Annotated in this window: 19 protein-coding genes; 9 read left to right on the top strand and 10 right to left on the bottom strand. The window is 74.6% G+C overall.

Annotated elements, in window-relative coordinates; translation table 11 throughout:
- Positions 1 to 55 precede the first annotated feature (55 nt).
- Positions 56 to 622 (bottom strand): YbhB/YbcL family Raf kinase inhibitor-like protein, encoded by a 567-nt coding sequence (locus ACZ6W9_RS26285; RefSeq protein ID WP_389960368.1) that lies wholly within the window; start codon positions 620 to 622, stop codon positions 56 to 58.
- Positions 623 to 742: 120 nt separating this feature from the next.
- Here ACZ6W9_RS26285 and ACZ6W9_RS26290 point away from each other — a divergent pair, with 120 nt between their 5' ends.
- Positions 743 to 4,228: an AfsR/SARP family transcriptional regulator gene (locus ACZ6W9_RS26290; protein WP_470120150.1), complete on the top strand. Its 3,486-nt coding sequence runs from the start codon at positions 743 to 745 to the stop codon at positions 4,226 to 4,228.
- Here ACZ6W9_RS26290 and ACZ6W9_RS26295 read toward each other — a convergent pair.
- The 4 genes from ACZ6W9_RS26295 to ACZ6W9_RS26310 all read right to left on the bottom strand — a co-directional run bounded on the left by ACZ6W9_RS26295 (position 4,188) and on the right by ACZ6W9_RS26310 (position 9,966).
- Positions 4,188 to 4,517: a hypothetical protein gene (locus ACZ6W9_RS26295; RefSeq protein WP_389960372.1), complete on the bottom strand. Its 330-nt coding sequence runs from the start codon at positions 4,515 to 4,517 to the stop codon at positions 4,188 to 4,190. The two genes, ACZ6W9_RS26290 and ACZ6W9_RS26295, sit on opposite strands and share 41 nt — an antisense overlap.
- A gap of 1 nt (position 4,518) precedes the next feature.
- Positions 4,519 to 7,941 (bottom strand): SNF2-related protein, encoded by a 3,423-nt coding sequence (locus tag ACZ6W9_RS26300; protein ID WP_389960374.1) that lies wholly within the window; start codon positions 7,939 to 7,941, stop codon positions 4,519 to 4,521.
- A gap of 226 nt (positions 7,942 to 8,167) precedes the next feature.
- Positions 8,168 to 8,980 (bottom strand): ABC transporter permease, encoded by an 813-nt coding sequence (locus ACZ6W9_RS26305; RefSeq protein ID WP_389960376.1) that lies wholly within the window; start codon positions 8,978 to 8,980, stop codon positions 8,168 to 8,170.
- Positions 8,977 to 9,966, bottom strand: coding sequence for an ATP-binding cassette domain-containing protein (locus tag ACZ6W9_RS26310; RefSeq protein ID WP_389960378.1), 990 nt, complete (start codon positions 9,964 to 9,966; stop codon positions 8,977 to 8,979). The genes ACZ6W9_RS26305 and ACZ6W9_RS26310 overlap by 4 nt, the downstream gene beginning before the upstream one ends.
- Positions 9,967 to 10,134: 168 nt before the next feature.
- Here ACZ6W9_RS26310 and ACZ6W9_RS26315 point away from each other — a divergent pair, with 168 nt between their 5' ends.
- Both ACZ6W9_RS26315 and ACZ6W9_RS26320 read left to right on the top strand, forming a co-directional pair.
- Complete coding sequence (locus ACZ6W9_RS26315; protein ID WP_389960380.1) at positions 10,135 to 10,695, top strand: PH domain-containing protein; 561 nt, start codon at positions 10,135 to 10,137, stop codon at positions 10,693 to 10,695.
- Positions 10,692 to 12,485, top strand: coding sequence for a PH domain-containing protein (locus ACZ6W9_RS26320; RefSeq protein ID WP_470120154.1), 1,794 nt, complete (start codon positions 10,692 to 10,694; stop codon positions 12,483 to 12,485). The genes ACZ6W9_RS26315 and ACZ6W9_RS26320 overlap by 4 nt, the downstream gene beginning before the upstream one ends.
- 60 nt (positions 12,486 to 12,545) lie before the next feature.
- Here ACZ6W9_RS26320 and sepH read toward each other — a convergent pair whose 3' ends face one another.
- A complete protein-coding gene (gene sepH / locus ACZ6W9_RS26325; RefSeq protein WP_470120156.1) occupies positions 12,546 to 14,108 on the bottom strand; it encodes a septation protein SepH in 1,563 nt (520 codons plus the stop codon).
- A 575-nt stretch (positions 14,109 to 14,683) separates the two neighbouring features.
- Between sepH and ACZ6W9_RS26330 the strand changes: the two genes are divergently transcribed.
- The gene (locus ACZ6W9_RS26330; protein WP_470120157.1) at positions 14,684 to 15,844 is read left to right on the top strand and encodes a hypothetical protein; all 1,161 of its coding nucleotides are present in this window, start codon (positions 14,684 to 14,686) and stop codon (positions 15,842 to 15,844) included.
- Between the two features lie 4 nt (positions 15,845 to 15,848).
- Here ACZ6W9_RS26330 and ACZ6W9_RS26335 read toward each other — a convergent pair whose 3' ends face one another.
- Both ACZ6W9_RS26335 and ACZ6W9_RS26340 read right to left on the bottom strand, forming a co-directional pair.
- The gene (locus ACZ6W9_RS26335; RefSeq protein ID WP_470120159.1) at positions 15,849 to 17,165 is read right to left on the bottom strand and encodes a D-arabinono-1,4-lactone oxidase; all 1,317 of its coding nucleotides are present in this window, start codon (positions 17,163 to 17,165) and stop codon (positions 15,849 to 15,851) included.
- Between the two features lie 86 nt (positions 17,166 to 17,251).
- Positions 17,252 to 18,448, bottom strand: a complete 1,197-nt coding sequence (locus ACZ6W9_RS26340) for an MFS transporter (RefSeq protein WP_389960390.1) — start codon at positions 18,446 to 18,448, stop codon at positions 17,252 to 17,254.
- Positions 18,449 to 18,573: 125 nt separating this feature from the next.
- On the opposite strand from ACZ6W9_RS26340, the gene ACZ6W9_RS26345 reads away from it, so the two are divergent.
- Complete coding sequence (locus tag ACZ6W9_RS26345; protein ID WP_389960392.1) at positions 18,574 to 19,962, top strand: lytic transglycosylase domain-containing protein; 1,389 nt, start codon at positions 18,574 to 18,576, stop codon at positions 19,960 to 19,962.
- A gap of 97 nt (positions 19,963 to 20,059) precedes the next feature.
- Here ACZ6W9_RS26345 and ACZ6W9_RS26350 read toward each other — a convergent pair whose 3' ends face one another.
- On the bottom strand, positions 20,060 to 21,040 hold the full coding sequence (locus ACZ6W9_RS26350) for a ferrochelatase (protein ID WP_470120161.1): 981 nt from the start codon (positions 21,038 to 21,040) through the stop codon (positions 20,060 to 20,062).
- Between the two features lie 263 nt (positions 21,041 to 21,303).
- Here ACZ6W9_RS26350 and ACZ6W9_RS26355 point away from each other — a divergent pair, with 263 nt between their 5' ends.
- Positions 21,304 to 23,265 carry a S9 family peptidase gene (locus tag ACZ6W9_RS26355; protein ID WP_470120163.1) on the top strand — a complete coding sequence of 654 codons (1,962 nt, stop codon included), beginning with the start codon at positions 21,304 to 21,306 and terminating at the stop codon, positions 23,263 to 23,265.
- A gap of 70 nt (positions 23,266 to 23,335) precedes the next feature.
- On the top strand, positions 23,336 to 24,130 hold the full coding sequence (locus ACZ6W9_RS26360; RefSeq protein WP_470120165.1) for an inositol monophosphatase family protein: 795 nt from the start codon (positions 23,336 to 23,338) through the stop codon (positions 24,128 to 24,130).
- 179 nt (positions 24,131 to 24,309) lie between these two features.
- Here the strand turns inward: ACZ6W9_RS26360 and fliE are convergent, their stop codons facing one another.
- Complete coding sequence (fliE, locus tag ACZ6W9_RS26365) at positions 24,310 to 24,474, bottom strand: flagellar hook-basal body complex protein FliE (RefSeq protein ID WP_389960398.1); 165 nt, start codon at positions 24,472 to 24,474, stop codon at positions 24,310 to 24,312.
- Positions 24,475 to 24,691: 217 nt separating this feature from the next.
- Between fliE and ACZ6W9_RS26370 the strand changes: the two genes are divergently transcribed.
- Together ACZ6W9_RS26370 and ACZ6W9_RS26375 are read left to right on the top strand one after the other, a co-directional pair.
- Complete coding sequence (locus ACZ6W9_RS26370) at positions 24,692 to 25,345, top strand: response regulator transcription factor (protein WP_179826978.1); 654 nt, start codon at positions 24,692 to 24,694, stop codon at positions 25,343 to 25,345.
- Complete coding sequence (locus tag ACZ6W9_RS26375) at positions 25,342 to 26,808, top strand: sensor histidine kinase (protein ID WP_470120168.1); 1,467 nt, start codon at positions 25,342 to 25,344, stop codon at positions 26,806 to 26,808. The genes ACZ6W9_RS26370 and ACZ6W9_RS26375 overlap by 4 nt, the downstream gene beginning before the upstream one ends.
- Positions 26,809 to 26,982: the final 174 nt, after the last annotated feature.

Consider the following 26,982-nt stretch of genomic DNA (forward strand, 5'->3'; position numbering starts at 1 on the left):
TGTCACACCCAACGTGAAGAATCGGTAACCATCAATACCTCCGGTGTTCGGCGCATCACTGGATGTGCCCCGCGGTCAGCCTGCCCCAGGCGATCGTCTTCTCCGCGATCGCCTTCAGCGTCTTGCTGAGTGGGGCCCCCTTGCCGAGGTGGATCTTCCCGTTGAGCGCGTAGACGGTGAAACGATAGCTCTGCCCGCGCCGGCACGGCGGGGCGTAGCCCACCTTGCCGCTCGTCGTGCTTCCCTCCACCGCGCCCACCGGGACGCTCTTCTCGGCGACCTCGTTGGTGCGCGGATCGATGTCGAACACCACCCAGTTCACCTCACCACCGGCACGCGCGTTGTTGTCGGCCACGATCGCGACCGACTTCGTCCCGTCCGGAACCCGTGACCAGCGCAGCGGCGGGTTGCCGGACGATCCCTTGCACGAGTATCCGGACGGCAGGACCGCGCCGTCCCGGAGGCGGGGACTGGAGACGCTGATCGGCTCCAGCTGGAGCCGATCGGCGGACGCGATGCTGCCCACCATCCCGCAGCCGGAGGAGACGACGACGAGCGCCGCGGCGAGTGCCGTCGGTACGGCTCGCCGCGGGCGGCGCGTAGACGTGTGCGGCTGCCCCATGCCCGATGATGCTACGCGGAACTGGAAGATGCGCAGACCGGATCGCGAGGTTCCATGGCGCGGAAACACCCGGGAATCGGACAGAATCAGAGCATGGAGGGGGTGCGGGCGGAAGGGAAAATGACCTTCGCCGTCCTCGGGGCCCTGGAGGTCCACAGGGGGGACGAGCCGGTGGAGATCTCCGGCCGTCGCCTGCGCGCGCTCCTCGTCCTGCTGCTGCTCGACGCGGGCCGTACGGTCCCGGCGAGCCGCCTGATCACCGGGATCTGGGACGACCGCCCGCCGGGTGCGGCGGGCAACGCCTTGCAGGCGCTGGTCTCCCGGCTGCGCGCCGCGCTCGCCGCCGAACGCGGGGTCGTCGAGGCGACCGCCTCCGGCTACCGGCTGGCCGTCGAACGCGACCGGGTGGACGCCCACCGCTTCGCCCGGCTGGCGGCCGAGGGCCGCGCGGCTCTCTCCGCGGGTGCCCCGGCCGAGGCCGCGGACGTCCTGCGCGCCGCGCTCGGGCTCTGGCGCGGTCCCGCCCTGGCGGACCTGGTGGACCCGGCGGACGACGACGCCACGGGCTTCGCAGGTTCAGCGGCCGCCGCGGCCGCCCGGCTGGAGGCGCTCCGCCTGGCCGTCGTCGAGGACCGCGTCGAGGCCGACCTGCTGCTCGGGCGGCGGGCGGAGGCCGTCGCCGAACTGCCCGGCCTGATCACCGCCCATCCGCTGCGCGAGCGGTTCCACGGCCAGCTCATGCGCGCCCTGTACGGCTCGGGCCGTCGGGTGGAGGCGCTGGCCGCCTACGAGGCGGCCAGGGAGGCGTTCGCCCGCGAACTGGGAGCCGACCCCTCACCCGGCCTGGCCGGGCTGCACCTGGCCATGCTGCGGGGGGAGTGGGCCGAGAAGCACGCGGAACCCCGCCCGGCGCGGATCTCCCCGCCCGCCGGGGCCGGCTCCCCGCCGGCCGGGACGCGAGGCCGGGAGATCCCACCGTCCCAGGGGGAGCCGGTCGCCGGGGAGCCGCGGTCCACCGGCGCGGCGTCCGCGGCGGATCCGGCGCCCGCCGGGGACGCGCGGCGGGGCAACCTGCGGGCCAGGCTCACCAGCTTCGTGGGCCGGGAACGCGACGTGGCGCGCACGGCCGGGTTCCTCGCCCGCCACCGCCTCGTCACCCTGACGGGCCCCGGCGGCGCGGGCAAGACCCGGCTGGCGATCGAGACGGCCGAGGCGATGATGACCGGGACGACGGCCGGGACGGCGGCCGGGACCACGGCGACCGGGACGGCGGAGGAGGCGGCGGGCCGGGCGCCCGACGGGGCGTGGCTGGTCGAGCTCGCCCCGGTGGCCGAGCCGTCGGAGGTCCCGCAGGCCGTGCTCTCGGCGCTCGCGGAGCTGGAGCTGCGCGACGCCCCCGTCTCCGCCGGGATCGCCGCACCCGTCCCCGCCTCCGCGCCCGCCGGGATCGCCGCGCCCGCCCGGCGCGACCCGGTCACCCGGCTCGTCGCGGCCCTGACCGGGAGGCGGCTGCTGATCGTCCTGGACAACTGCGAGCACGTGGTCGAGGCGGCCGCGGCGCTCGCCGAACGGCTGCTCGCCTCCTGCCCCGGGGTGCGGATCCTCGCCACCGGCCGCGAGCCGCTGGGCATCGCCGGCGAGCTGGCCTGGCCGGTGCCGTCGCTGGGCCTGCCGCCGGACGGCGCGGACCCCCGTGAGGCCCTCGCCTACCCGGCCGTCCGCCTGTTCGCCGAACGCGCCGAGACCGCCCGCCCCGGCTACCGCCCCGAGCGTGAGACCGCCGCGATCGTGCGGATCTGCCGCGAGCTCGACGGCATGCCGCTCGCCATCGAGCTCGCGGCGGCCCGGCTGCGCGTGCTGTCCGCCGCGCAGATCGCCCAGCGGCTCGACGACCGCTTCCGCCTGCTGACCGGCGGCAGCCGTACGGCGCTGCCGCGGCACCGTACGCTCCGCGCGGTGGTCGAGTGGAGCTGGGACCTGCTGGACGGTCCGGAACGGGTGCTGGCCCGGCGCCTCGCCGTCTTCGCCGGGGGAGCCGCCCTGGGCTGCGTCGAGCGGGTCTGCGCCGGGGACGGGCTGGACCGGGACGACGTCCTCGGCGTGCTGGCCCGGCTGGTGGACAAGTCGCTGGTGGTGGCCGACGAGCACGGCGCCGCCGTCCGCTACCGGATGCTGGAGACGGTCCGCGCCTACGCCGCCGAGCGGCTGGCCGAGTCGGGTGAGGAGCCCCGCGTACGGCTGGCGCACGCGGTGTTCTTCACCGAGCTGGCCGAGGCGTCCGACCCCGCCCTGCGGGACCGCGGGCAGGCCGCCGCCCTCGCCGCCCTCGCCGCCGAGCACGACAACCTGTCGGCCGCGCTGCGCTGGGCCGTCGAGGAGTCCAGGACCGTCCTGGCGCTGCGCCTGGCCGGCGCGCTCGGGTGGTACTGGTGGCTGCGCGGCCACCGGGCCGAGGGGGCGCGCCGCGCCCGCGAGGCGGTCGGACTGGCCACGGGCGGGGAGGACCCCCGGCTGATCGCCCTCGCCGAGGCCGCCCACGGGTACAACGCGCTGAGCGCCGGCGTCACGCTCGACGCGGCGCGGGCCTCGCTCGGCGAGGTGGTACGGCTGGCCCGCGAGGAGCTGCCCCGCCCCTGGCACCCGTCGGTCGCGATGGCGGACGCGGTCGCCGCGCTGTTCGGCGGCGGACCCCTCGGCGAGCCCGACTTCGGGGAGATGCTCGCCCACCCCGACCCCTGGGTGGTGTGCTCCGCGCACCTGATGCGCGGGGTGGAGCACCTCAGCGCCGGCCGCGTCGCGGAGGCCGGAACGGACCTGGGGACGGCGCTGGACGGCTTCGAGCGGATCGGCGACCGCTGGGGCGCCGGCAACGCGCTGGCCGGCCTCGCGGAGATCGACCTCCTGCACGGCGAGTCCGCGCGGGCGCTGGAGCGGATGCGCGAGTCCATCCGGCGGATGGAGGAGATCGGCGCGATCGACGAGGTCACCTTCATGCGCGGCCGCCTGGCGATCGGGCTCCACCTGAGAGGGGAGCGGGCGGCGGCCGAGGAGACCCTGGAGAAAAGCCTCCTGAGGGCGCTGGAGAGCGGCGACCGCATGACCGCGGTCCCCCTGCTCGTCGCCCGGGGCGACTTCGCCCGCCGGGACGGCGACCTGGAGCGGGCCCGGCGCCACTACGCCGAGGCCGCGGGCCTGCTCGACCGCGAGACCGGGACGCCGCCGCAGCTGCACGCCGTGCTCGGCACGGCGCTGGGACTGCTGGCCGAGCAGGAGGGCGACCCGCCCCGGGCCCGGCGGCTGCTGGGCGCCGCGCTCACCAAGGCCGTCGAGAGCCGGGACACGACGCTGCTCGTCCCGGTCCTGGTCGGTCTCGCCGGGGTGGCGCTGGCCGGCGGCGATCCCGGCGGGGCCGCCGTGCTCCTCGGCGGGGCCGCGGCGGCCCGGGGGACCGACGCGGTGGTCGACTTCGACCACGTGCGCGTCACCGAGCGCGCCGTGGCCGTGCTCGGCCGCGAGGGGTTCTCCCGGCGCCACGAGCACGGCCGCGCCCTGCCCCGTGAGGAGATCATCGATCTGGCGACCCGAGCTCCCGGTAGGGCTTCCTGAGCAGGTCGATCAGGGGGATGTGCCGTACCTTCACCGCCGGGGGCTCCAGCATCCGCAGCAGCAGGTCCGCGGGACCGGCCGCGGCCGGCCGCGGCCGCAGCCGGTCCAGCGGGACGCCGGGGGAGTAGAAGTCCCCGAGCAGCTCCTCGAACGGCGGGTCACCGGCCCGTGCCGCGTCACCGGAGGACACGCCGTCCTCGCGGGAGGATCCGTCACGCGGGACGGCGGCGTCACGGCGCGGGTCACCGGCCCGTGCGGATCCCCTGCCGGCTCCCCTGTCGGCTCCCACGTCAGCTCACCGCCCCGGGGCCGAGACGGAACAGCTCACGCAGCTGGTCGGTGGACAGCTCGGAGATCCAGTCCTCACCGGCGCCCACCACGCTCTCGGCGAGCGACCTCTTGCGCTCGATCATCTCGTCGATCCGCTCCTCAAGGGTGTCCACGCAGATGAACTTCCGCACCTGCACGTTCCTCTTCTGGCCGATCCGGAAGGCCCGGTCGGTCGCCTGGTCCTCCACCGCGGGGTTCCACCACCGGTCCACGTGGATCACGTGGTTGGCGGCGGTGAGGTTCAGGCCGGTCCCCGCGGCCTTGAGCGACAGCAGGAACAGCGTCGGCTCGTCGCCGCGCTGGAAACGCTCCACCAGCTCCTCCCGCCGGGTCCTGGACAGCCCGCCGTGCAGCCACAGCACCGGCCGGTCCAGGCGGGCGGCCAGGTAGGGGCGCAGCAGGGCGCCGAACTCGGTGTACTGGGTGAAGATCAGCGCGCTGTCCCCCTCGGCGAGGACCTCCCCGGCCAGCTCCTCCAGCCGGGCCAGCTTCCCCGACCGCCCGGCCAGGCGCGAGCCGTCCCTCAGCAGGTGGGCGGGGTGGTTGCAGATCTGCTTGAGCTTCGTCATCGCGGCCAGCACGTTGCCGCGCCGCTCGATGCCCGCCGAACCGCCGATCCGGCCCATCATGTCGTTCACCACGGCCTTGTACAGCTCCGCCTGCTCGGGGGTGAGGGTGCACCAGACCTTCATCTCCTGCTTCTCCGGCAGGTCCGTGATGATCGACCGGTCGGTCTTGAGCCGCCGCAGCACGAACGGCCCGGTGGCCCGCCGCAGGGCCGCCACCGCGTCCTCGTCGCCCCGGGTCTCGATCGGCTCCTGGTAGCGCTGGCGGAAGCGCCGGGCAGGGCCGAGGAGGCCGGGGTTGCAGAACTCCATGATCGACCACAGTTCCGAGAGGCGGTTCTCCACGGGGGTACCGGTCAGCGCCAGCCGGGTGCGCGCCGGGATGGCCCGCACCGCCCGCGACTGCCGCGCCGCGCTGTTCTTGATCGCCTGCGCCTCGTCGCAGATGACCCGCTCCCACCTCAGCGCGGCCAGCGCCCCCAGGTCGCGCAGGGCCGTGCCGTAGGTGGTGATGACGAGATCGGCGTCCCGTACGGCGGCGGGCAGCTCGTCGTCCCGCCTGCGGGAACCGCCGTGGTGGACGTACACCCGCAACGACGGGGCGAACCTGGCCGCCTCCTTCCGCCAGTTGCCGATCAGCGACATCGGGCAGACGAGCAGCGTCGGCCCCGGCGCCCGCTCCGCGCCCCCGACGGCCTGCCCGGCCGTCTCCTCGGTGCTCCGGGCCGACGCCCCCGACGCTCCTTCTGCGCCGCCGGCCGCCCGCTCACGCTCGGACAGCAGGAGGGACAGGGCCGACACCGTCTTGCCGAGCCCCATGTCGTCGGCCAGGACGCCGCCCAGGCCGACCCCGGACAGGAAGCTCAGCCACGACAGGCCGCGCTCCTGGTAGGGGCGGAGCGTCCCGCGCAGCGCGCCCGGGGTGGCGACGGGGGTGAGCCGGCGGTCGGCCTCGCCCGACAGCAGGTCGCCGAGCGGGCCGTCGGCGTCGACCGCCACCAGCGGCAGGTCACCCTCACCGCCGGCGGCGATCTCGCGGATCACCTCGCCGAGGGTCGTCTCCCCCCCGCCCCGCCGTCCGACGACCTCGAGCGCCGCCTTGAGCTGCCGGTCGTCCAGCTCCACCCACCTGCCCCCGACCCGGGCCAGCGGTACCCTCAGCCCGGCCAGCCGCGACAGCTCCTCCTCGCCGATCGTGTGACCGCCGACGGCCGCCTCCAGCCGGAAACCCACCTTGTCGCCCAGCCCGGTCTCCTTCCCGCCCTCCATGGCGCGCACGGTCAGCTTCAGGCCGAGGCCCTGCCGGCCGGCCCACTCCGGCAGCCGCACGACGTACCCGGCCGCCGCCAGGGCGGGCGCGCCACCGCGCAGGAAGGAGAACGCCCGCGCCGTGTCGATCTCCATGACGGCCGGTTCGGCCTCGCGCAGCACGCCGTGCAGGTCGGGGTGGAGGCGCACCGCCCTGGCCAGCTCGGCCCGCAGGACCTCCCAGGGCCGCTCGGGCAGCCAGGACGCCCGTTCCCCCGCCCGGATCCGGGCGGCGGACAGGTGATCCGGCTCGTCCGCGCCACCGGCACCCGGATCGTCCGCGCCCTCACCGCCCGCGTGACCCGCGTGACCCGCGTGACCCGCGCGATCGGCCCCGGCCGTACGGCCCGCGTCGCCCGCCCGGCCGGTCCCCGCGGTCACCGCCGGGGCGAGGCCGAGCTCCACCTTCCACGGGTCGTCCTCACCGGTCGGCTCGACCAGCCTGAACCAGGCCCGGACCGGCCCGTCCAGTTCGTGTGCCGCCGCCGACCAGTCACGCAGGGCGTCGCCGAGCGCCGCCGCCTCGGCGGGCCGCGCGTCGGGCAGCGAGGCGTCCGGCGCCGTCAGCGCGTGCAGCCAGCGGTCGGCCAGCGCCGTTCTGCGTCCCGGCCGGTTGCCGACGATCAGCCGCTCGGGCAGCGCCGTCCGGGCCGCGGCGTCCACCAGGCCCTCCAGCGCCTCCCGCAGCGCCTCCGCCGACGGCCGTTCCCCGGGCAGCGCCCGGCAGACCGGCGGCATGGCGGCGGCGAGGCCGCGGAACGCGGCGGCGTCGGCGCCGATGAGCACCGGACGCCAGCGGGCCGCGTGACCGCCGTCCTCCTCGACCAGTCTCGGCAGGATCCGGCCGCGCCGTACCAGGCTCCGGGCGTGCTCGGCGACCACGGCGAGGTAGCGCAGCGACAGACCCGGTTCCCAGGGCGGCTCCTCGGCGTCCCCGGACGTCCCCCGCCCGTGTCCGGGCGTCCCGTCCCGGGGCGCGGATGTTCCGTCTTCGTCCCCGGCGGGACCCCGCCCGTCCCCGGGGGGACCCCACTCGTTCCCGGGGGACCCCTGAGGGCCGGGGGCGGTCGCGGAGCCCTCCTCGCCCGGCTGGGGGAGGGCTTCGAGCAGGGCGAGCGCGGCGTCCGGGCGGAGCAGCAGCACCGGCACGAGCCACGTGGAGATCCGGGGGCCGCGCGCCGAGCCCGTCAGCCCGGACTCGGGAGAGGGCAGCGGCCGGGAGGCCGACCCCGGCAGCCGGACCGTCGTCTCGGCCGCCTCGGCCCGCGCCGCTCCAGAGGTCCCGGCCTTCTCGCTCCCCGGGATCCCTCCGGCCTCCCCGGCCGCTTCGGAGCCCCCGGCGCCGAGCGCGGCGGCCAGAGCGGCGGCGGACGCGGCGAACGGATGCCGCCTGGGCGCGGCCCCGGAGGACGCGGCGCGGCCCCGGGAAGCGGGGGAGTGGCCCCGGGAGACGTCCTCCCCCCACAGCGCCAGCCGCCCGCCGTACCAGCCACCGTGAACCACCAGCACGCGATCACTCCGTTCCTCGTCTGTCACTCATGCTCTCCCGGGGATCCGCCGCGCGGGAACCGTCCGGGAACCCGCGCGGGAACCCGTCCGGGAGCCCGCCGTCCGGGAATCCGCATAGGAACCCGTCCGGGAGCCCGCCGTCCGGGAACCCGCTCGGGAACCCGTCCGGGAACCCGCCGTCCGGGAGCGGCCCCGGCCCCGCCGCCCGTCCCGCCTTCGCAGGGGATCAGGCCCGGCCCCGGAAGGCGCGGACCGCCAGCGGGGCGAACACCACGACGAACCCGGCCGACCAGGCCAGCGCGACGAGTGCGGACGCGGCCACCTCACCGCCGATCAGCAGGCCGCGGATGGCGTCGGCCAGATGGGTGACGGGATTCAGATCGGCCCAGGTCCGCAGCCAGCCGGGAAAGGTGCGCGGATCGACCAGCGCGCTGCTGGTGAACGTCAACGGCATCATGACGGAGAAGCCGAACATCTGCACCTTCTCCGGATTGGACGCTTTGAGCCCGATCAGTACCGACATCCACGACATGGCCAGCACGACCGCCACCAGCAGCGCCAGCGCGCCCAGCACGCCGAGCACGCTGGTCTGCACCCGGAACCCCAGGATCATGCCGAAACCGACGAGCAGCGCGAACGCCCACACCTGCTTGAGGGCGTCGGCGGCGACCCGCCCGGACAGCGGCGCCGTACGGGAGATCGGCAGGCTGCGCAGCCGGTCGAAGACCCCCTTGGTGATGTCGGTGTTCAGGCCGACCGCCGTGGACAGCGTGTAGAACAGGGCGTTCTGCACGAGCAGCCCCGGCAGGGCGAACTGCAGGTAGTCCCCCGTCGATCCCGAGATCGCCCCGCCGAACACGTAGGTGAACAGCAGCAGCAACATGATGGGTTGGATGCCCAGGTCGAGCAGTTCCCACGGGTTGTGCTTGATCTGGACCAGGCTGCGCCAGGCCAGCGTCGCCGTCTGGGTCAGCGCGGCCACCGGGCCGACCCGCCTCGCAGGGGTCGGCCCGGTGGCGGTCATGGTCGCCGTCGTCACGCGATGGCCCCTTCCTTCTCGGATCCGGCGGTTCCGGCCTCGGTCCCGGCGCTCTCCTCGGCCGGATGGCCGGTGAGGGCCAGGAACACCTCGTCGAGGCTCGACCGGCGCAGTGTCAGCTCGGCCGCGACGACGCCGAGGTCGTCGAGCCGCCGCACGACGGCGGGCACGGCCGCGGGGTCGTGCACGGAGACCACGACCCTGCCGCCGGCCGGCGCGGGGGACTCGCCGGTGACGTCCCCGACCACCTGGGAGACCAGCGACAGGTGGTCGGCGCGGAGCGGCCGGACCTCCAGGACCTGCGCCCCCGTGGTGGCCTTCAGCTCGTCGGGGGTGCCGGAGGCGATCACCCTGCCGTGGTCGAACACCACGATGTCGTCGGCGAGCTGGTCGGCCTCCTCCAGGTACTGGGTGGTGAGCAGCACCGTCACCCCGTCCGCCATCAGGCCCCGCACGACGTCCCACAGCTCAGTACGGCTGCGCGGGTCGAGACCGGTGGTGGGCTCGTCGAGGAACAGCACCTGGGGCCGTCCGACCAGGCTGGCCGCCAGGTCCAGGCGGCGGCGCATGCCGCCCGAGTACGTCTTGGCCGCGCGTCCCCCGGCGTCCGCGAGGGCGAACCGCTCGAGCAGCTCGCCGGCCCGCCGCCGGGCCTCGGCCTTCCGCAGGCCGAGGAGGCGGCCGATCATCACGAGGTTCTCCACGCCGGTGAGCATCTCGTCGACCGCGGCGTACTGCCCCGTCAGGCCGATCATCGACCGCACCTCGTGGGCGCGGTCCACCACGTCGAACCCGCCGACCGAGGCGCTCCCCCCGTCGGGACGGAGGAGCGTCGCCAGGATCCGCACGGCGGTGGTCTTGCCGGCGCCGTTCGGTCCCAGCACGCCGAGCAGCCGCCCCTGGGGGACGGCGAGGTCCACCCCGTCGAGCGCGCGGGTCTCCCCGTAGCGTTTCACCAGGCCCTCTGCCTGGATGGCGTATCGCACGATCTGCGCCTTCCTGTCGTCGTCACGGCCCCGGAGCCGCGACGGGAACCAGGGTGCCCGGGGCCGCTGACGGCCTCCTGACATCGGGCGGGCCGGGGCGGGGAGCCGCTGACATATCGCTGACACGAAGATCCGACGGACCTGACGCGACCCCTTAGGCTGGACGCTGTGAGCGACCGAACCGAGCAGGGCGGGGGCGCCGGGCGCCTTCCCGGGCGGGTGCCGCTGCGTCCCCCGGCCAACCCGGTCTCCCGCAAGGCCGTCGTGATGTGGCTGCTGGACGGGCTCTTCTGGTCGGTGCTCCTGGTCGGCGGAGCCTTCCTCCTGTCCGGGTGGATCGGCGGCGGCCGGTGGGGCTGGCTGCCGGAGTGGCTGTCCGACGGCGCCGGATGGCTGCCCGTGCTGACGGCGGTGCTCGTCGTGCCCGCCGCGCTCGCCGAGCCGTTCTGGCGCTACGCCGTGCACCGGTGGGAGCTCAGCGGCGACGTGGTCTACGCCCGCTCCGGGTGGATCGACCGGCAGTGGACGTTCGTCCCGGTCAGCCGCATACAGACGGTCGACAAGAAGCAGGGCATGCTGGAGCGGCTGCTCGGCCTGGCGACGGTGGACATCCGCACCGCCTCGCACGCGGGATCGTCCACGATCAAGGGCCTCGACTACGGCGTCGCGGCCGCGCTGGCCGAGAGACTCGCTCAGCGGGCCGAGGAACTGAGGGACGACGCCACGTGACCGGTCTCCCCGGCCCGGCCGACCGGCACGGTGACCCGCGCACCGGCCCGGACGCCGGTCCGTCCGCCGACCCGCACGCCGGGTCCGCCGCGGAAGGCCCCGACCCGCACGCCGGGTCCGCCGCGGAAGGCCCCGGCCCGCGGACCGCGCCCGGACCCCACGCGTACGGCCCGCCGCCGGCCGGTTCGCCGCCGGTCAGGCCGTCCCTGAGGCTCAGCCCCCGGGTGCTGCTGACCGAGCCGATCAGAACCCTGCCCTCGCTGCTCCTGCCGCTGACCGGCGTCCTTTTCCTCGGCGGGTTCTCGTCCGGCTCGTTCGGCTGGGCGGCCTTCGGCCTCGTCGGGTCGGTCCTGTACGCCGCCGTCCGCTGGGCCACCTTCACCTATCAGGTCATCGGGGACAGGCTGGAGCTGACCCGCGCCCTGATCGGCAGGTCGGTGCGGACCATCCCGCTGGAGCGCATCCGCGGCGTCGACGTCAGCAGCCCGCCGCTGCACCGCCTGCTCGGGCTCGCCGTACTGAGGATCGACACGGGCGCCGGCGGCGCCAAGCAGGAGGGCGAACTCGACGGGGTGACGCTCGCCGAGGCCGAGCGCCTCAAGGCCGCCCTGCTCTGGCACGCGCGCGCGCGGGCGGCGCGCCGAGCCGAGGCCCGGGGGACCGTCGCCGCCCACGGCGACGGTCCCCCGGGAGCGGCGGTCACCGTCCCCGCCGGGGCCCTCCCCGACTCTCCGGCGCCCGCCGGGCCGTCACCGGCCGCGACCGCCTCCCCGGTCCCTCGCCGGACGGGGGAGGCGTCCCCTGAGCGGGTGCTGTTCGTGGTGCCTCGCAGATGGCTGGCCTACGGTCCCCTCTCCGGCTCCTACCTGCTGACCCCGTTCGCGTTCGTGGCGGGCGCGGTCGGCCTGGCGTTCCAGTGGGGCTCGGAGCTGAGGATCGACGGCAGGGTCGTGGTCGGCGCCGGAGAGTGGCTGTGGGGCCACCCCCTCCTCCTCGGCGGCGCGCTGGCGGTGCTGGTGCTCGCCATGCCGGTGCTCGGCGCCGCCATGTACGCCGTGTTCAACTGGGACTTCACCCTGCGCGCCAGGGACGGTTACCTCGTCGCCGAGCGCGGCCTGCTGACCCGCAGGAGCGTGTCCCTGGAGCGGCGCAGGGTGCGCGGATTCGAACTGGTCGAGGGTCTGGCCGAACGCTGGGCCGGGGTCGCCCGCGCCTGGGCGATCGTGACCGGGCTGGGCGACTCCGGGACCCGGGGGCAGCTGCTGTCCGTGATCCCGCGCCGCGCCGCGCTGGACGTGGTGCGCGAGGCGGTCGGGCCGATCCTGACGGGGTTGCGGCCTCATCCGCCGGTCGCGCGCCGCCGCCGCCTGTTCCGGGCGGTCTTCCCCTGGCTGGTGACCGCCGCCTGCGCCGCGGCCGCCGCCCGGTCCTGGCCGCCGCTGTGGTGGGCGGTGGCCGCGGCCCTCGTCCTCGCGGTCCTGGGCGTGCCCCTCGGTCTCGACCGCTACCGCTCCCTGGGCCACACCCACGAGGGTGGGCGGCTGTCGGTCCGCTCGGGTTCCCTGCGCCGTTCGCAGGTGGTGATCGAGGAACGCGCCGTGGTCGGCTGGACGCTGCGCCAGACGTGGTTCCAGCGGCGTGCCGGCGTGCTGACCGTGGTCGCCGGGGTGGGGGCGGGCAGCGGAGGCTACGCGGCGATCGACGTCGGCGAGGCCCAGGGGGTGACCTTCGCCGCCGAGGTCACACCGGCCTGGCTCGCCCCGTTCGTCGAGGACGGACCACCCGCCTGACCCGGTACGGCGAGGCGGGGGCGACCGGACCGGTCGCCCCCGCCTCGTCCCGTGTCGCGGTCAGTCCTGGCGCCGGGCGCCGAACATGATCTCGTCCCAGGTCGGCACCGACGCGCGGCGCCCCCTGGCCTTCTTCGCCGGCCGCGCGGGCGCGGGCTTGGGCTGAACGGGCGGAACGGCCGGAGCCGGCGGCGCGGCCGGAGCCTGCTGGGCGGGCGGATCCGCGGGCTTCTCGGCCGGCGGCTCCTTCGCCGCCGCGGCCGTCCGCGGCTCCTCCTTCACCGGTTCGGCCTGCGCGCCCGTGTCGAGGCTGATGCGCGCCGCGGGCACGGCTATCGGGGCGTCGGCGACCGGCTCCGGCTCCTCCTTCGCCGCCGGGGCGGGTCCGGTGGGAGCGGTCTCGGGCCCGTGGGCTCCGGCTCCCGGGCCGGGCTCCGGCGCCGCACCGGTCTTCGGCTCCTCCGTCGCGGCCGGTTCACCGGTCGCGGGCTCCCCGGGCTCCGCGAGCTCCGCGGCCTCCGCGACGGGTCCGGCGGCCGTGGGCCTCCCGAGCTCCGCGGCCTCCGGGGACGCCGAGGGTTCCGCGGGCGCACCGGCGGGACCCGTGGCGTCCGCCGGCTTCGCGGGCTCCACGACCTCCGTGTGCTCCGCGGCCTTCGGGGGTTCCGGGAGTTCCGGGAGCTCCGCGGGTCCGGGGAGCTCCGGCGGTTCGGCGGGCCGTACCCGGGTCACGGGGGTGACCGAGCCGGGTTCGGGCGCTCTGATCGGCTCGTAGACGTCCGGGGCGCGCAGCGGCGGCACCGTCGGCCTGGGCGGGTCGAACCCGGCCGGGATCGGCGGCATCGGCGGCTGCTCGTACGGCACCGGCTCGGCGCGCGCGGCCGGCGGCTCGGCCGCGTTCGGCTCCGGCGCGTCGTCCCGCACGACGGAGGGGAACGACACCGGCGGCTGGTTCAGCGGCTCGGACGTCAGCGGCGGCACCGGCGAGAGCTTCGCCACCACGCGGGGCACGAACGGGGTGACCGTCGCGTCCTCGGCCGGTTCGGTGTAGTCGCCCGACGACAGGCGCATGGCCTCGTCGTCGTGCGGGGTGATGTGCCGCCTGCGCGGATCGAAGATCCACTCAGCCCGGCGGGTGTGGCCGTTCCATACGAAACCGAGCTTGATCCGCCACAGGTTGTCGTCCCTCTTGGCCGAGTCCCAGTCGATCTCGTCGGCGGGCACGCCGCGACGGGTCAGCCGTTCGGCGACCAGGTCGCCGAGGGTGGGACCGGGAGCGGAGTCGCCCGGCAATCGCACGGCGCAGCGTTGCGCCTGCTGAGCCATGTACTCACGTTCCTGGAGCACGGGGCCCTCGAACCACCGCACCCGCTCGACCGGGATGCCCGCCGTGGCGGCGATCTCCTCCGCGGTCTCGCCGGCGCGGATCCGGGCCTGGATCTCCTTGGGGCGCAACGGACTCTCCACTTCGATCTCGTACTGGCCGAGACGGGAGAAGTTGCCGCGGACGGCAGCGCGGAGCCGGTCGTCGACGGGCAGCGTGAACCGGGTGCCCCGGCCGGCCGTGGCCAGCACGAGGTAGGTTCCGTCCTCACTCACCGCGACGAGTCGGAGCTCCTGCATGCGAGTCCCTTCGTCGTCGTGCTCAATCTTCCCCCGGACCCTTGAGTCTCTCGCGTGTGCCGGTTGCCTGCCAGCACCGTACCCGGCATGTCCGAACATCGCCTTCCTGGATGGGGGTCGCAGCGATGTGACGCCGGTCACATTTGCTCCATTCATCAACTTACAGGCCACCGGGATGGAGCAGCGGGTTTGAAGTCTCCCAACGGATTCTCTCCGATGAACGGAGGCGCCGCCGGGGACTTGGGGCAAGTGCCGGAAGGGCGGGCCGGAACCGTTCCGGCCGCCCCCGGCCGGGCGCGCCGGCGAGGGGCGTCCGGGGGGCGGGCCGGACCGGCCCGGCCGTCACCGGAGGTGGCGATCACGGCGCCCGGTGTGGCGTGAAGCGACGGCGGGCCTGGTAGGCGGGAGAATGTCATCTCCGGCGGACTCCCTCGGGGTCGAGCGGCGCGGGGCGTCTGCGAATCTGCCTGTCGCACAGGTCACAGGAACAACAGGACACGCGGATGCGTCATTCTTCGGGGGAGCCTTTACGCACCCCTTTACCGAAAGCTCGTGAGAAGGGACTGATTCGGGGAATGGGCGGCGAACAGAGGTTCGATCTGAGCCTGCCGCAGATCGTCGGGGGAGCCCTGGCCACGATGACGGCGGCGGTGGCCGCCTCGTATCTCGGGGTCGCGGGCACGGTCATCGGCGCGGCCGTGATGAGCGTGGGCAGCACGGTCGGCGGCGCCGTATACACCCATTACCTGAAGCGCACCGGCACCCACCTGCCGTTCCTGTCCCGGCAGGAGGCCGGCGACGACCCGCCGAAGAAGGTCGAGGACAACGGGGAGCTGGCGACGGCGGCGCTGGCCACCGTGCGCGAGGCTCCCGTGCGGCCGTCCGGCGGAAGCCCCGTCGCACCGTACGGCGAGACCCTCGGGGGACCGTACGGCGGGGCCCTCGCGGAGCCGTACGGCGACGGCGACGAGCTGGAAGACCTCGTCGTGGTGGACATCGATCCCGCCACGGCGGAGATCCCCGCGACCGATCCGGCGACGATGGTGATCCCCGCGACCGGCCCCGCGACGGCGGGGATCCCCGCGTCCGCCACGGCGGGGCCGTCAGGGATCACCGTCGAACTGCCCGCCGCCGTGCCGGCCGCGGCGGCGGCCACGGCCGCCGCCGGCACGGCCGTGCCTCCCGGGAGCACGGCCGTCCTGCCCGCCGTCTCCGGCCTCTCCGGGGGCGGTGGTCCGTCCGGTGACCGCGGCCGGGCCAGGATCTGGGTGCTCGCCGCGACGGCGGTGATCACGTTCGCCGTGGGCATGGGCGCGATCCTGGGCTTCGAGAAGGTCACCGGCCAGCCCGTGGCGAGCACCGTCAAGGGCGAGCGGAGTTCGGGCACGAGCCTCAACCCCGGGCCCGTGGTGCGGCGAGAGGAGGCACCCCCGGTGCGGGAGCGGACGCCCAGGCCGTCCGATTCGGCCCCGGCGACGGCCCCGCAGGCCACCCCGGAGCCGACCGGCACCGGGGAGCCGGCCCGGACCGAGGAGCCCGGGTCCGGCGCGACGTCGAAGCCGACCACCCCGGTGACGCCGAGCCGGGCTCCGACGACGAGCCCCACCCAGGTCGAGCCGTCCCCGGAGCCCACCGGGAACCCGACCGGTTCGCCGGCCCCCGCCGAGACGGACGCCCCCGCCCAGGGGGACGCCCAGGACGGCGAGGACGTGCGGGTCGGCCCGGCGGGCGAGTGACGGTTCAGCCCAGGACGGTGTCCAGGTAGTCGTTGGTGAACACCCGGCCGGGGTCGAGGGCGTCCCGCAGCGCCCGGAAGTCGGCGAACCGCGGGTAGGCCGCGGACAGGTAGGTCGCGTCCCGGGTGTGCAGCTTGCCCCAGTGCGGGCGGCCGCCGAGCCCGGTCATGATCTCCTCGACCTCCTCGAAGTAGGCCGGGTTGGGCGTCGCCCGGTAGACGTGGCAGGCGATGTACGCCGACGGCCTGCCGTACGCGGTGGACAGCCACGCGCCGGAGGGCGGGGTGACCCGGACCTCGATCGGGAAGGTGATCCGCCAGCCCCGCCGCTCGATGAGGTCGCGCGTCTCGCGCAGCGCCCGGCCGAGGTGCTCGCGCGGGATCGCGTACTCCATCTCCAGGAACCGCACCTCCCGCACGGTCGCGAAGATCCGGTAGGAGGCGTCGGTGCGGGTGGAGGCGGTCAGCGCCGCGGCGGAGACCGCGTTGAGCCGGGGGATCAGGCCGGGGAGGCGGGCGCCGAGCGCGCACAGCGCGCCGAAGGCGGTGTTCTCCAGGAACCTCTCGTCCAGCCAGCGCCGGAACCCGCCCGGCGGGTCGGCCGGGCCCGGATCGCGGTTGTTGCGCTTGACCAGGCAGGCGTCGGTGTGCGGCAGCCAGTAGAAGTCCAGATGGTCGTTGCCGGCGGCCAGCTCGTCGAGCGAGCCGAGGGCGTCGCCGAGCGCCATGGGCCGCCGGTCGCCGCGCAGCAGGAACGACGGCTCCACCCGGAAGGTGAGCGCGGTCACCACGCCGAGCGCGCCCAGCCCCACCCGGGCCGCGTCGAAGAGGTCCTGCTCACTCACCCCGTCGCGGATCCTCCCCTGCCCGCCGTCGCGCACGGTGACGATCTCACCGTCGGCGAGCACCAGCTCCATGGCGGTCACCTGGTCGGCGAGTCCGCCGCTGTGCCGCCCGGTGCCGTGGGTGCCGGTCTGCACGGCCCCGGCCAGGGTCTGGGCGGTGATGTCGCCCATGTTGGCCAGGGCCAGGCCCCTGCGGTGCAGCTCCTCGTTGAACGCGGCGAGCGTCGTCCCGGCCGCGGCCGTCACCTCTCCGTCGCCTGTCTCGCGGATCCCGGTCAGCGCGCCCGGCCGCAGCAGAACCCCGTCGGTCAGGGCGACCCCGGTGAAGGAGTGCCCGGAGCCGACCATGCGCACCCGGCGCCCCGCGGCGGCGGCGTCCCGTACGGCGCGGGCCACCTCCTCCGCGGAGGCGGGGGTACGGATCTCCGCGGGCGTGGCGGACTGGTTCCCGGCCCAGTTGCGGAATGCCTCGCTCATGCTTCTCGCTCCTCGCCCGCCGGCGGGCGGGCGAGGTCACGCCGCGGCCGCCGGCTCACCTCTCCGACCGTGAACATGAACAGTACTCATGATTCTGGCCGGGCGACAGGGGTCCGCAGCCAGGCGGCGCCGGCGGCGCCGATGGCCGCGGCCAGCAGCGCGCAGCCCAGGGGGAACACGTACGCGTTCGACGCGCCGAACGCGTCGGTGAGCCGCCCGCCCGCCCAGGCGCCGAGCGCCACGCCGAGCCCGATGGAGGTCGAGAGCCAGGCCATGCCCTCGGTCAGCAGGGCGGGCGGCACCAGCCGCTCGACGAGCGAGTAGCCGGTGATGATCGTCGGGGAGATGGCCGTCCCGGCGGCGAACAGCGCCACCGCCATGAGCCTCGGGTCGCCGACCAGGGAGAGCGGGATCATCCCCGCCGCGAACACCGCCAGGGACCGGGCGAACCGGCTGTTCAGCGTGATCCTCCACCGCCGCGCGCCGTACCAGAGCCCGGAGAGCATGCTCCCGGCGGCGACGGCGGCGAGCAGCAGGCCGGCCGCGGGCTTGACGCCGCGCTCGTCGGCGAACGCGACCGTGATCAGGTCGATCGACCCGAACACCGCGCCCATCGCGCAGAACGCGGCCGACATCAGGGCGACCCCGGGGATCGTGATCGGGGTGCCCGCGCCCCTGCTCGCCGGACGGATGGGCGGCTCGGTGCCGCGCTGCGCGGCGAAGGCGAGCGTGCCCACGACCGTGCAGACCAGCGCCACCACCAGGCCGGCGTACGGGTTCACCATCGTGGCCAGGGCGGTGACCAGCGCCGGCCCGGCCACGAAGACGACCTCGTCGGCGACGGACTCGAACGAGAAGGCGGCGTGCAGCCGGTCGGTCCCGGCCAGCAGATGCGACCAGCGGGCCCGCACCAGCGAGCCGAGCGACATCCCGGTCGCGCCGGTCGCGACGCCGGTGGCGAACAGGGCCCACCGGGGGACCGCGGGGCCCGCGCAGAACATCAGGCCGGTCAGCGCGGCGCCGTGCGCCAGCACGAAGGGCACGATTACCCTGGCCTGGCCGAACCTGTCCACCAGGCGTCCCGTCAGGGGAGCGGCGACGGCGAAGGAGAGGTTGACGGTGGCGGCGACCGCCCCCGCCAAGGCGTAGGAGCCGGTGAGCGTCTGGATGAGCAGCACGACGCCGATGCCGAGCATCGACATGGGCATCCGCCCGACGAGGCCCGCCACGACGAATCCCTTGGCCCCGGGCATGCCGAACAGCCCTCGATACAGCCCGGCCACCGTCGGACCCCCTCCCCGTTCTCCCGGCGTCGATCGTACCGAGGATCCCCCAGCGACCTGTCCGGAGGAAAACCATTTTCCGGACCGCACCCCATTTCCGGGGACTTGGAGCTAATGTGAGCGCGGTGTCGCATGTTCCCCGGATGGGGGCGTTCGTCGCGGTGCTCGCCGCCGTGGTCGCCCTCGCGGTCGCCGGAGCCGCGGTGTTCCTCGCCACCCGCCCCGCCGAGCCGGTCACCGTACCCGTCGCCGAGTCCGAGGTCAGGGACCTGACCAGCCTGGTCCCGCAGCCCGTGAACCAGCCGGAGGGGGAACCGGCCCGGAACCAGGGCCAGGACCAGGGCCGGCCGCAGGACCAGAGCCGGGGTCAGAGCCAGGGCCAGGGCCGGGATCAGGGCGGACCGGGAAGCCAGAGCCAGAGCCAGGGCCAGGAGCGGAGCCGCCCCGCGGAGACCAGGCCGGCTCCGGCCGCCACCGGCGGGCCCGGCATCACCCTCACCCCGCCCCGCCTGCTCGTGGTCTCCCAGACGACGCTGTCCGAAAGGACCAAGGCCGACATCTCCCGCCTGAAGAACGTCGAGAAGATCGACTCCTTCGACGGCGGCGCGGTCAAGGTCTCCGGGACGGGCCTCAACCTGCTCGCGGTCGACCCCGCCCGTTTCCGCGCCTGGGCACCGAAGGCCGTGGCCGCCCAGCCCGCCGTGTGGGAGGCGCTGGACCGGGGCGAGCTCGTCGCCGACGATGCCGGGGCGCGCCGGCTCGGCCTGGTCCTCGGCGCGAACTACCAGGTGGACGGCGGCCCGCTCCTGCGGGTCGCGGCCTCGGCCCACTTCGGCCTGCCCGGTGTGGACGGCCTGGTGGGCGCCGAGACCGGCCGCCGCCTCGGCCTCCTGCCCGGCGTGGTGCTGCTGGTGAACGGCCCGGAGAACGCCTCGGCCAAGCTGGGCTCCCTGGTGCGCAGGCTGGCCGGGGGCGGCACGCAGGTGATCACCGTGGGCCGCGCCCGCGCCGCTGCGCCGCCCACCGCCAAGCCGGCGACCGGCGAGAAGGGCGGCACGGGCGGAACCGGGACCGCCTCCACCGAGAACGTCTCGGGAGGGGGCGCCTCCACCGTCCGGCGCGCGCAGGTCGGACGGCCCGGCAGCTACCTGGAGCTGTACCGCAGGGCCGCCGCGGTCTGCCCCGGCCTGTCCTGGACCGTCCTGGCCGCGATCGGCCAGGTGGAGAGCTCGCACGGGCGCAACAACGGGCCCTCGTCGGCCGGAGCCCAGGGGCCGATGCAGTTCATGCCCGCCACCTGGAAGACCTACGGGGTGGACGGCGACGGCGACGGGGTCGCCGACATCTGGAGCCCGTACGACGCGGTCCCGGGCGCGGCCAACTACCTGTGCGCCAACGGCGCCGGGCAGGGCGGCAAGAAGCTGGAGAAGTCCATCTGGTTCTACAACCACTCCTGGGCCTACGTCTCCAAGGTCATGTCGATCGCCCAGGCCTACGCCCGCACCTACCCCTGACCGCGGACCCGCCCGCGCCCGCGTGAGACCCCGGCCGGTGACCGCCGTGCGAGGGCCCTGTGCGGCCCTGCGCCGCGCAGGCCCGCGCCTGCCCCGCCTACCTCGTATCGCCCGTCCCGGCGGGGCGGCGGAGCGGCGCCGGGCAGCAGCCGGGCGGGCACCCGGCGGGCTCCGGCTCGGCCAGCAGCTCGCCCACCATCGAGACGAACCGCGGGTGGGTGCCGGCGGTGGCGGCCCTGACCAGCGGCAGGCCGATCTCCCTCGCCGTCTCGGCCGCCTCCACGTCGAGGTCGTAGACGACCTCCATGTGGTCGGAGACGAACCCGATCGGGACCAGCACCGCGGCCGGGGCGTCGAGCACCCGCAGGTGGTCGCAGACGTCGGGCTCCAGCCACGGGATGTGCGGGGCGCCGCTGCGGCTCTGCCACACCAGGTCCCACGGGCGGTCCCCGCCCAGCTCGGCGGTGACCAGGGCGGCCGCCTCGCGCAGCTGCGCCTCGTAGGCCCCGCCGTCCGGCCCCGCGGTCCTGGCCATCGACAGCGGGATGCTGTGGGCGGTGAAGACCAGCCGCGCGGAGTCGCGCAGCTCGGCGGGGAGCCGCTCCAGGGCCTCGCGGGTGTGGTCGGCCATCGCCGCGATGAACCCGGGGTGGTCGAAGTAGTGGCGCAGCTTGACGACCTCGGGCGCGCCCTCGACCGCGGCCCTGGCCAGCGCGATGTCGTCGAGGTACTGCCGGCAGGCCGAGTAGGAGCTGTAGGCCGCGGTGACGAAGGCGGCGGCCCTGCGGACGCCGTCGGCGGCCATCCGCCGGAGCGTGTCCTCAAGGTAGGGGTGCCAGTTGCGGTTGCCCCAGTAGACCGGGACGTCGAGCGTCGGCTCGACGGCGGCGATCAGGTCGCGGCACTGCTGGTTGATCGGGCTGGCCCCGCCGAAGCGCTGATAGTGCGCCTCGACCTCCAGCAGCCGCTCGCGCGGGATCCCCCGGCCCCGCACGACGTTCTCCAGAAACGGCATCACGTCGTCCGGCTTCTCCGGGCCGCCGAACGACACGACGAGAAGTGCGTCGTAAGTCCCCATGGCACTCATCAAACCGCATGCCGGGAGGTCTTTCTGCATGGTCACACCAGGGGATTCGGAACCGGGCGTCCTCCCGGACGCCTTCGCCGCCCCCTTCCGGGCGTCTTCTTCGTCACATTCCGGCTGCTCTCCCCCTCCGGGGCGTCCGGCGGACCCCGTTTCCGGCCTCTTCCCGGACGTCCGGCGGGACGTCTCACCGGACGAGGGGTATCCGGTCCGGGCGGAGACGGGAGTAGGTTCGGACCGTGACTCCTTTCAGCGACATGCGTGACTATGTCGGCACGCCCAGGCTGGTGTCCCTCCGACTCTCTCCCGACGGATCCCGCCTCGCCGGCGTGGTCCAGGCCCTCGACCCCGACGGGAAGTCCTACGGGACGTCCCTGTGGGAGATCCCCCTCGACGGCCGTGCGCCGTACCGGCTGACCAGGTCCGCCAAGGGTGAGAGCGGGGCGGAGTTCACCGCGGGGGGCGACCTGCTCTTCGGCTCGCGCCGCCCCGACCCGGTCGTCAAGGACCCCGACGATGAGGCGCCCGCGCTGTGGCTGCTGCCCGCGGGCGGCGGCGAGGCCCGGCAGGTCGCCTCCCGGCCCGGCGGCGTGGCCGGGTTCGCCACCGGCGGGCCGGCGGTGGTCTTCACCGCCGACGTGCTGCCCGGCGACGAGGCCACCGAGGGCGAGCGGCGCAAGAGCCGTAAGGACGCGGGGATCAGTGCGATCCTGCACGAGAGCGCCCCGGTGCGCTACTGGGACCACGACCTCGGCCCCGGGGAGACGCGGTTGTTCGCCGGCACGCTCGGCGACGACCGGCTGACCGAGGTCAGGGACCTCACCCCGCAGCCGGGCAAGGCCCTGGGCAACGCCTCCTACGACGTGACGCCGGACGGCTCGGCGGTGGTGACCACCTGGGAGGTGCCGCAGCCCGGCGGCGAGGTCCGCTCCCGGCTCGTGGTGATCGGCACGTCCGGCGACGACGCCCCGCGCGTCCTCGCCGAGGAGGAGGACCACGACTTCGACGGCCCGGTCCGGGTCTCGCCCGACGGCCGGCAGGTCGCCTGCACCCGTGCCCGCCGCGCCGACGGCGCCACCATCCCCGAGATCACCCTGTGGATCATCGACCTCGCCACCGGCGAGGGGCACGCCGCCGGCGGCGACCTGTGGCCGTCCGACGTCGCCTGGGCGCCCGACTCCCGCTCGCTGTACGTCGCCGCCGACCATCAGGGCCGCCGCCCCGTGTTCCGTGTCCCGGCCGACTCCTCGGAGCCGGTCCGGCTCACCGCCGACGACGGCGCCTACCTGTCGCTCGGCGCCGCGCCCGACGGCTCGGTCTACGCGCTGCGCAGCGCCGTGGACTCGCCCTCCCGCCCGGTGCGGATCACCCCCGGCGGCGAGGTCGAGGAGCTGGCCTCGCCGGTGCCCGTTCCCGAGGTGCCCGGCACCCTGACCGAGGTCACCGCGACCGCCGACGACGGCGCGACGATCCGGGCCTGGCTCGTGCTGCCCGAGGGCGCCTCGGCGGAGCACCCGGCGCCGTTCCTGCTGTGGATCCACGGCGGTCCGCTGGGAAGCTGGAACGACTGGTCCTGGCGGTGGAACCCGTGGATCATGGCGGAGCGCGGCTACGCCGTACTGCTGCCCGATCCGTGCCTGTCCACCGGCTACGGCCCCGAGATGATCCGCCGGGGCTGGGCGAACTGGGGGCCGCGCACCCACGCCGACCTGATGGCGATCACCGACGCCGCGCTGGAGCTGCCTGAGGTCGACGAGACCAGGACGGCGGCCATGGGCGGCTCGTTCGGCGGCTACATGGCCAACTGGGTCGCCGGGCACACCGACCGGTTCGCGGCGATCGTCACCCACGCCTCGCTGTGGCACCTGGACCAGTTCGCCGGCACCACCGACGCGCCGATGTACTGGCAGCGCGAGTTCGGCGCCCTCGGCGGCGAGCTGTACGGCGCGCTCTCCCCGCACCTGTCGCTGGATCAGATCTCCACGCCGATGCTGGTCATCCACGGCGACAAGGACTACCGGGTGCCGATCGCCGAGGGCCTCCGGCTGTGGTGGGACCTGCAGCGCTCCCATGTCGAGTCGAAGTTCCTGTACTTCCCCGACGAGAACCACTGGATCCTCAAGCCCGGCAACGTGATCGCCTGGTACGAGACGGTCTTCGCCTTCCTGGCGCAGCACGTGCTGGGCCAGGAGTGGAAGCGGCCGGAGTCGCTGGCGTGAGGACGGACGACGGCCCCGCCGCGGAGGGTCGTCGTGGACGGACGGCGAGTGAACGAGAGGGGGGCAGGCCATGGAGACCTTCGTGACCTTCGCCCAGCTGGCCGAGGAGATCGCCCGGGAGGCCGGGGAGATGCTCGTGGCCAAGCGGCCGGCCCGGCCGGAGGTGCTGGCCACCAAGTCCAGCCCGACCGACGTGGTGACCGCGCTGGACCGGGCTTCGGAGGAGCTGATCCGCACCAGGATCAGGACCGTCCGGCCCGACGACGCGATCCTCGGCGAGGAGGGCGGCTCGACCGGCGACGGCCGGGTCCGCTGGATCGTCGACCCCATCGACGGCACGGTCAACTTCCTGTACGGCCTGCCCGACTGGGCGGTCAGCATCGCCGTCGAGGTCGACGGGGAGGTCGTCGCGGGCGCGGTCAACGTCGTGCCCCGGGGCGAGGTCTTCACCGCCGCCAGGGGCGAGGGCGCGTGGCTGGCGGGGGAGCGGCTGCGCTGCAACACCGGCGTGCCGCTGAACCGAGCGCTGATCGCCACCGGGTTCGGCTACGACGCGGGGCGGCGCAGGGTCCAGGCCGAGGTGCTGGCCGGGGTGCTGCCCGCCGTACGCGACATCCGGCGGGGCGGGTCGGCCGCGGCGGACCTGTGCTCGGTGGCGGCCGGGCGGGTGGACGGCTACTACGAGCGCGGCCCGCAGACGTGGGACTACTCCGCCGGGGGTCTCGTCGCGGTCGAGGCCGGCGCCAGGATCGGGGGTCTGAACGGCCGGCCGCACGGCCCCGGGCTCACGGTCTGCGCGGCGCCGGGCCTGTTCGAGGAGCTGTGCGACCTGCTGGCGCCGCTGGACCCCGAGCGCGACGCCTGAAGGCCCCGCGCGCCCGGGCCCGCGCGTCCGGCCCCGCACGGTGACGGCGGGTGACGGCGGGTGACGGCGCCCGAGGTCACGGGCGGTCCGGGCCCTCACGGGCCCGGACACGGGAGGAGCCCCCGGCCGGATGGCCGGGGGCTCCTCCCACATCGGTGCCGGATCAGCGCCGGACCGCGTCAGTGCCGGAGGTGGACCCCGTTGTCCGTCGCCAGACGGTGGAGATCCTCGATCTCGGCGGTGAAGGTGTCGGCGAGGTACTGGTCGCCCGTGGATTCGGCTTCGTGGAGGTTCTTGTACGCCTGGTCGAGGCGGTGTTCGATCGTGGAGGTGAACTCGCCCATCTCACCTTCTTTCTCGGCGGGGATGTAAGGACTGGGTCTGAGGGGACTGGCCTTCAGCCGTACCCACCTCTCACCTCGCGCTAAACCTCGTTGTGGGATACATCACGCACGGTGGTTATCGTGACTGGGGGCTTACCGCCGGCTTACGGGGGGAGTGCTCACAATGGGGGGCCGTTCCGGCGGCTGTTCGCAGATTTCACGGGGAGGTTCGGAAGCCGTGCGGGTGCTTGTGGTGGAGGACGAGCGGGTGCTCGCCGACGCGATCGCTACGGGGCTGAGGCGTGAGGCCATGGCCGTGGACGTGGCCTACGACGGCGCCGCGGCGCTGGAGCGGACCGGCTACATCGACTACGACGTCATCGTCCTGGACCGGGACCTGCCGAAGGTCCACGGGGACGAGGTCTGCCGCCGCCTGGTGGCCGAGCGGACCTCCTCGCGGATCCTGATGCTCACCGCCTCGGGCGACGTCGACGACAAGGTCGAGGGGCTGGGTTTGGGCGCCGACGACTACCTCGCCAAGCCGTTCGTGTTCATCGAGCTGGTCGCCCGGGTGCGGGCGCTGGGCCGCCGCTCGGCCCCGGCGCTGCCGCCGGTCCTGGAGCGCTCCGGTGTCCGCCTGGACCCGGGTAAGCGGCTGGTGACCAGGAACGGCGAGGAGATCTCGCTCACCAAGAAGGAGTTCGCGGTCCTGGAGGAGCTGATGCGCGCCGAGGGCGCCGTGGTCAGCCAGGAGGACCTGCTGGACAAGGCATGGGACGAGAACATCGACCCGTTCACCAACGTGGTGCGCGTCACCATGATGACCCTGAGGAAGAAGCTGGGTGAGCCTCAGGTCATCGAGACGGTGCCCGGGGTGGGATACCGGCTGTGAGCGCCCCGGCAGGCGGTGGGGCCGAACGCCCGGCGGGCGTCCCGGCGGACGACGCGCGCCTCTCCGCACCCACCCACCCGATGATCAGTCCCCACTCCGCGCGGGGGCCGCGGCGCGACGAGGAGACGCCGCAGGCCGGTCCGGAGCCGGGCGGGCGGACCTCGCCGCGGACCGACCCGGGGCGGACCGATCCACGGCGGACCGGCTCGGGGCCGACCGGTCCCGGGCAGGGCGGGCAGGCTCCGCCGCCGCAGGGCCCGCCGGTGTGGGACGGGCCGCCGCCGGGCGGCGCCGCACAGGCGCACGGCGGGCCGCTGGAGCGGGTGCGGGCGATCTTCGACCGGATCAGCATCCGCTGGCGGCTCACCATCACCTACGGCCTGCTGTTCTTCCTGGCCGGGATGCTGCTGGTCTTCGTCATCTACATGATGGTCGGCTGGGCCATCAACGAGGCCTGGCCCGGCGTCAGCCTGCCCGACGCGCCGCTGGCCTACGAGCAGCGCTTCCAGCAGGACTGGCTGTGGTGGAAGCACGCCGCGATCGACGAGGCGCGCGACGCCCTGCTCAGCCGTACGCTCCTGGCCCTGGTGGGGGTGGGGATCCTGGCGATCGTCATCGGTTACGTCGTCGCAGACCGGGCGCTGCGCCCGATCCAGCAGATGACCTCGACGGCCCGCAGGCTGTCGAGCAGCACGCTGGCCCACGAGCGGATCGCGCTCAAGGGCCCCGACGACGAGCTCAAGGAGCTGGCCGACACCTTCGACGCGATGCTGACCAGACTCAATGTGGCGTTCGACACACAGCGCAGGTTCGTGGCCAACGCCTCCCACGAGTTGCGGACCCCGCTGACGATCAACCGGACCGTCCTGGAGATCGCGCTGGGCGATCCGGAGGCGTCGGAGGACCTCAAGGCGCTGGGCCGCACCCTGCTGGAGGTCAACGCGCGCAACGAGCGCCTGATCGAGGGCCTGTTGCTGCTGGCCCGCAGCGAGCGCGAACTCAGCGTGCGCAAGCCGGTGGACATGAGGGACGTGGCGCGGACCGCCGTCGAGCAGCTCGCCCCGGTGGCCGAGGCGGCCGGCGTGACGATCTCCACCGAACTCCGGAAGGCCGAAACGACAGGCGATCCGGTGCTCCTGGAACGGTGCGTCTCCAACCTCGTGGAGAACGCGATCAAACACAACCTCCCCGACGCCGGCCATTTGTGGGTCAGGGCGGGAATTGTGGAGGGCGTCCTGATTGTTCAGGTGGCCAACACGGGGCCGCACGTGCCCGCGTACGAGGTGAACAGCCTGTTCGAGCCGTTCCGGCGGCTCAACGCAGACCGGGTCGACTCCTCCAAGGGAGCCGGGCTCGGGTTGTCCATCGTGCGCGCGGTCGTGCGGGCTCACGGAGGCGACGTGACCGCCGTCCCCAGGGACGGGGGCGGTCTCGTGGTGACCGTGAGACTCCAGCCACGGTGATCCGGCGGGGGGCGTCTCGCTCACGCCGCACATGTGGTTGGATGTGCCGTCGAACACGGTGGCTCATACCGCCGATGCTGTGGTTTACGCCATATTCGGCTAACCATGGCCATTGGCAGTAGGTACCTCACGTGTGGGGAGGTTCAGTGACCATTCCGACGGGGTACCGAAGCA

The sequence above is a fragment of the Streptosporangium sp. NPDC053982 genome (assembly GCF_055585205.1).